The organism is Spirosoma sp. (assembly GCF_048594605.1).
Taxonomy (GTDB): Bacteria; Bacteroidota; Bacteroidia; order Cytophagales; family Spirosomataceae; genus Spirosoma.
Genome location: NZ_JBMDWV010000438.1, coordinates 1 through 5,555 on the forward strand (window position 1 = coordinate 1; position 5,555 = coordinate 5,555).

6 protein-coding genes are annotated in these 5,555 nt (G+C 39.2%); 2 read left to right on the forward strand and 4 right to left on the reverse strand.

From position 1 onward, the window contains the following. Positions 1-77: 77 nt before the first annotated feature. Complete coding sequence (locus ACOJS8_RS27710) at positions 78-434, reverse strand: hypothetical protein (RefSeq protein ID WP_420151805.1); 357 nt, start codon at positions 432-434, stop codon at positions 78-80. A gap of 39 nt (positions 435-473) precedes the next feature. Here ACOJS8_RS27710 and ACOJS8_RS27715 point away from each other — a divergent pair, with 39 nt between their 5' ends. Beyond that, positions 474-770, forward strand: coding sequence for a hypothetical protein (locus ACOJS8_RS27715; protein WP_420151806.1), 297 nt, complete (start codon positions 474-476; stop codon positions 768-770). 443 nt (positions 771-1,213) lie between these two features. Then, entirely contained in the window at positions 1,214-2,770 is a 1,557-nt protein-coding gene (locus ACOJS8_RS27720; RefSeq protein WP_420151807.1) for a hypothetical protein, read from the forward strand. 489 nt (positions 2,771-3,259) lie between these two features. Here ACOJS8_RS27720 and ACOJS8_RS27725 read toward each other — a convergent pair whose 3' ends face one another. From ACOJS8_RS27725 to ACOJS8_RS27735, 3 genes are all read right to left on the reverse strand, one after another. Then, positions 3,260-3,742: an HIRAN domain-containing protein gene (locus ACOJS8_RS27725; RefSeq protein WP_420151808.1), complete on the reverse strand. Its 483-nt coding sequence runs from the start codon at positions 3,740-3,742 to the stop codon at positions 3,260-3,262. Between the two features lie 185 nt (positions 3,743-3,927). Continuing rightward, positions 3,928-4,206 carry a hypothetical protein gene (locus ACOJS8_RS27730; RefSeq protein WP_420151809.1) on the reverse strand — a complete coding sequence of 93 codons (279 nt, stop codon included), beginning with the start codon at positions 4,204-4,206 and terminating at the stop codon, positions 3,928-3,930. Between the two features lie 81 nt (positions 4,207-4,287). After that, positions 4,288-4,860 carry a DUF4468 domain-containing protein gene (locus tag ACOJS8_RS27735; protein ID WP_420151810.1) on the reverse strand — a complete coding sequence of 191 codons (573 nt, stop codon included), beginning with the start codon at positions 4,858-4,860 and terminating at the stop codon, positions 4,288-4,290. Between the last annotated feature and the right edge of the window lie 695 nt (positions 4,861-5,555).

Genomic DNA, 5,555 nt, shown 5'->3' on the forward strand with positions numbered 1-5,555 from the left:
ATCGGGCTTTTGTCAGTTTTGTCAGTAAGTCACCTTATACGTTTTGAATGATTTCAGGCAGTACTTCAGTAAAGACACTAGCTAATTTCTCGCCCACGAGTTTTAGCAACTGCTTTTCTTAAACGATCTTGATGAGGCAAAGAGGGGATATTCTGCACCTTAATACTATTTCGCTCTGCGAAATTGATAACTGCTGATTTTTTAAAGCGCTTAATCTGCTGTCCATAGACGAATAGCTTTTCTTCAACAAGCATATCTACAGCAGTCGCTTTTGTTATTCCGAAGTACTCACAAATCCAATCCCACGTAACGTATTTATCTTCCTTCAGCGCGGCTAGTTCTTTATCCGCTTCAATAAGCCTGCTTACTGCTTCTTCATAACGGTCAATCAATTCTTTCAACTGCTTAGCGGGTAGTACGACAATCGGTTCCATATGTAGTTTTGATTAGTAAACATCAAAACTACTTTTCCAATGACGATTGAGCTAAATATGTCGATAGTCGAAGCATTGAACGACACGCTACGGACAGCTACGGAAGAACTTGCCAAACTACGTGAAGAGCGCAACCAGCTCAAAAAGGAAGTTGAGCGTAATAAGCTTCTTACTGAGAAGCAGGCACAAGAATATTTACAACGAGATCATGACAGTCTTCGGTATTATCGCACACTAGGATTACAGTCTTTCAAGATTGGCAAGGATCGATGGTACATCAAAGGGCATATAGACGATTGGTTAGAATCGGGTAGAGTAAATAGGCGAAAAGTATAGGGACCTATTAGCCTTGAAAATGCTTAGGCTGACTTACTGACAAAACCGACGAAAGGGGAATAATGAAGTTTTGTCGGTTTTGTCAGTAAGTCGCCTAATACGTTTCAGGCTCTTTCTCTACCGTTTAATCACTTTGTTAACAGAAGGTATTGGCGTTTTCGTATTAGCTAACAGTTTGATTGATATTTTTCCGTGACCTTGTGTACAATAATATGTTGGGTGAAACTTACAAGCAAGGCTCATGTACCAACATTCGGGCGACAGGCTACACTTGAGTAACAGGAAGCTTTTTAGGATCGCTGGCCGACTCTGGTTGACAGACCGCCCCGACAGTCGAGTTGGACAGCTTATGCGAGTTATGGAGAACACTGGAAACGTCCCGGTTAAATGTAGTATTTTGGATAATCAATCATCTTTTGCATACATCTTTAATCGTCACAATTATGATGTCAAAAATTACTGGATTCATTTTAACTTTTTGCTTAATTACTGGTGTAGTCTCAGGACAAAACACTCGAACGACGCAAGCTAAGAAAGTTCAAGCTACGCCATCTAAACCAGTTAGCTATTCACTCAATCCACAAGATTACAAATATTATGTATTAGTTGAGCGAACGGCTTCCAGCCAATTCTCAGATTCCTATTTTAACTCCGTTGGCAGGACGCCAGTTCCTCTTTCTGCTAAACGTAATCTTCCTTCTGAGATATTGATTTTAAACGTAAACGATATGCGGGAAGTAGCTTGGTGGCCCCAGATGAAAACTTATAGAAAAGACGACAAACTTTATATTCGAGAAGGAGGTAACAATACTGGACAAGGTGAATGGATTGCGTCAACTACGGAAACTGGCAAAATTATTTATCAAAACTACTTGACATCCCAATTAACAGGTCCTTTAAAAAGCACAGGTTCGCTCTTGTCGGAGGATTGGAAGCACACATACTTCGTAAATAATGGAGATGTATGGGTTGGTGATTTTAACTTGGTAGCTAATAAAATTACTAATGAAAGACAAATCACATCATCAGGAATCATCCAAAAGATAAAACCATCGTATATGAGGGACAATGCTTTACTTATTGGACAATACAACATTGACATCAATACTAAGCATGTTGTTGAGACAGGGTATTTTGAGGTACCACCTATTGACAGCAGCCCCTTCTATGTAACCTTTGATAGAGGATTGAGTTCTTTCAAAATATTCAATATGAATACACAAGAGATGGTTCATGAATTACCTCAGCCAAATATTCACACTTTTTGGTTAGATAAAGAGCAAACTCGCTACCTACGATACAAAAAATATCCAAATCTAACCAGAGAGCAACGCAAAACTGAAACGCCCGAACAACGTAAAACACGTCAAGAAACAGAAAAGAGGTATCGATTTGAAATCTACGATGTAAGTAAAAAAACTGAAACTGTTGTTGATTGGCAGAATATAGACTTTGAAATATTTGGTAATGGGAGTTTAAGTATGAATAAATTAACCCTTACTAGGTCTCCGTCTGGTTTGCGTTTTTGGGGATCCTTTACAAATGATTTGGCTGCTGTTAATTTAAAATCAAATGGGTCTTTTTTCATACACGACATTAAAACATTAAAAGAAGAGCCACTTATTAATGACTCTGCCCCAGGATGGGAAAATATTTTTTGGACTGACGATAATCATTTAATATTTACAGCTAAAGAAGGATCAATAGTTAATGGTAATCAGGTTACTGCCATGACGCAAGGCACGTATATTATTGATATTAACACGAAAGAAATCAAGAAATTAACACCGTATCTGCTGTCATCGAGTCAAAAGACAGTAGAAAGCGCAGACCCGTATAAAAATTTTATTATTCGTCTTCCCGAAGCAAATTTGATCGTTTTTGAAGCGAATCAATACTTATTCAGCTGTCATTCTGATGGAAGCGACGTAAAACAATTAACCAAGTATCCGGGTATTTACTCCTTGCGTCAACCATTCTTAGATAAAACAATCAATTGAAATTAATTCAAGACTTGATTTAACAAATAGTTTCGTATAGGCGGACTCATGCTGCACGTCCCCCAAAGTAGGTTTTCAGCCCAACCGCAAGGGTGAAAGGGTTAGAAGTTGTTGTGGCTCAGTGACGTAATGCATCAACCATTAGCCGCTGTTGATTAGGCGATCAAAATAAGCTGTGACATCATGAACGCCCTGGATTAACCCTGCCAAAATCCCCTTAGCACCTTTTTTGGCACGGTGCTAACTGCTAAAACCTATATAGGGGGCTTGGCAGCTTGGCACCTTTGTTGAGCCTATAGAGGTTACGTGTGAGGGTAAGCTATTTTCATGCATTATATTTCTTAAACATATATTTCGATCCTTTAAGCAGCAAAATCCCAATGCATAAAAGAAAGACGTGCCAGTACAGTCAATATAGGTGCTCCACTTCGAGTGAATATACTTGTACGGCACTTTATCGGTCAGAGGCGAAGAAACGGTTATATATTTTCAGGAAACCAAAAAGGCAGCAAATGTGATAATCAATAGTAAAATCAACCCTAGGCACCCATTTGCCTTATTTTGTTCAGCTTGCCTCAATATTGGGCTCTTCAGTTGTCCTGCTGATTCTAAAATAAACTGGGGCTCTTTATTCGTAAATGTATTCTGTTTTTTTCCGGCTACCTCCTCCACATTTGATGGTCCTTCAAAAATCTTTATTCCAGTGCTTATTCTTTTTCCCGACTTTGATACCCTTACTAGTTCTGCTCCGATTAGTATTCCGTTATCAATTAGTCTAGCTAATCTATCAGCATCCGTTCTAGGAATATAGCCTAGCTTATAGTGTAGATGATAAATTAGGATCGCATTGGCGTCATAAGGATTATATGGGTCTCTAAGTAAACGTAAATGCGTACCTATTGGAATACTTTCAATAACGTCTAGTCCATCATGGAAAGTTATTCCAGCTATATAAGTTACGAATGGATTCATTGGATACTGTTAGCTATTGTACTGGCTTTTTCTTTGGCAACCGCAATTGTGTTAATTTTATCATAAGAATCAATGAGTAATAAAGTCACCTTTCAAAAAGTTGCAAATTGACAGTTAAATAGGGATAGTAAAACCCCGCCCCCTCGACAATCGTCTTTTGTTGCTAGTCTGTTCGTATGGTGTCACTAATTCACATTCTTCACCCCTGAAAGTAACTGCTGCTGTTTTTGTTTATGGTACTCATAGGGATCAGGCAATTGCTCTAACCTTTGAAACGCATCCCGCCGTGTTTTCACATCCGCGCTATCAAAGAGCTTATACGTCTGCCAATCTACGTATGCCGTATTATTGTAGAGATACCCACCGCTGGATAGGGTTAACGAATCCAGATCAGGGTAGTAAACCACTGTCAGTGTAATGGATTGTGATTCGCCTTTGGGGTAGAATGTCCAAGTGAGTTTCATTGAGGCAAGGTACAATCATTTGAGCTTACTAAATGCTTATATGGACCCAACGGTTTTTGAAAAGAAAGCAACAAACCTGCCCTAGTGAGTCGAGTTTTGCTTTTTAATATACCCATTTAGATATTTCAACGTTAGGCGTGTTTCTTGGTCAATTTCTGTAAAAATCGCCTGAGCATACTTGACAGTGCCAATATTAAAACGCTCAATCGGCAATTCTGCACTTGTTTGATTTTTAGATTTGAAATATTGACGAGTTATGTCGTTTTCAATTTGTAGACCGTAAACAGTTACAGTGTATTCATCTTCGGAAACGTCAAAGCTGATAACATGGAATATGTGGTGAGTCGCTAATGAAAGTCCTTTGCCAGTATAGACATTTCCCCAACCCTTGCCTACAATCTCCCCCGTGTCTTTATCGACAAGTTGAAAAACATCTTTAGCTGATCGGTAATTATCAACCCACCACCTTCGGGCACGACGAAATACTTCTTCTTTAGGTAGTTCAGGGGTTTGTATTGTCTCACGGTATAATACACGGCCATTGACTAGCGGTAATACCCCAAGAAGCTTACCGTCTTTTTCGAACATTTTGAAGGTAGGAACGCAGCTACCAGCAAGTGAGGAAAGTAGAAGCAGGGTAAAGAATTTTTTCATAAGATGTGGTAAGTTAAGGAGAGGTACGCTGGTGTACTTTATTAACAATTAAAGTGTACTCAAATCCTAGATTACTACTGTGATTTACTAAGCGGTTATTGAATTGATATACAAATAATAACCTCATTACTTATTTGTTTCCGCTTAATAAATCGGTCTGTTAACACCTAGGGCGAATCAGTAGCAAATGAATTATAGGTCCTTTACCAGCTATGAAACACCTGATCATGTATAGCTGCATTTACTTGTTGAGTGCTGCTACAATCTATGGACAGGGTACGGCTCCGAGAACTCACTATCGGAAACAGCCTCGAAAGCAACTAAGTGAAGCAACAGTGTTGGTCTGTGGAAGTCGAAGCGCTTACGCCTATCACAGCTACGAATGTTACGGTCTGAATCGTTGCCGGTCAGGTGTTAGCCGGGTAAGTGTAAGTGAGGCTCGAAATATGGGCTATGTGCCCTGTAAGATTTGCCACTGATAATAGTAGTGTCCCATTTTGTACACTGTCCCGAAAGTGGGAGGGGATAGTTTTACTAGACTACTAATAGCTGTCAGTCTGAAACAATGCTTTGCTATATGTGACAAATGGGCAAAGAAGAATAAATATTAAAAGTGTTCAAACAAAGCTTAATTCACAAATTAAGACCTTTTTACTTGAGTTTGCCCACAGCTTAAGGGGGAAGCTGATTGTACT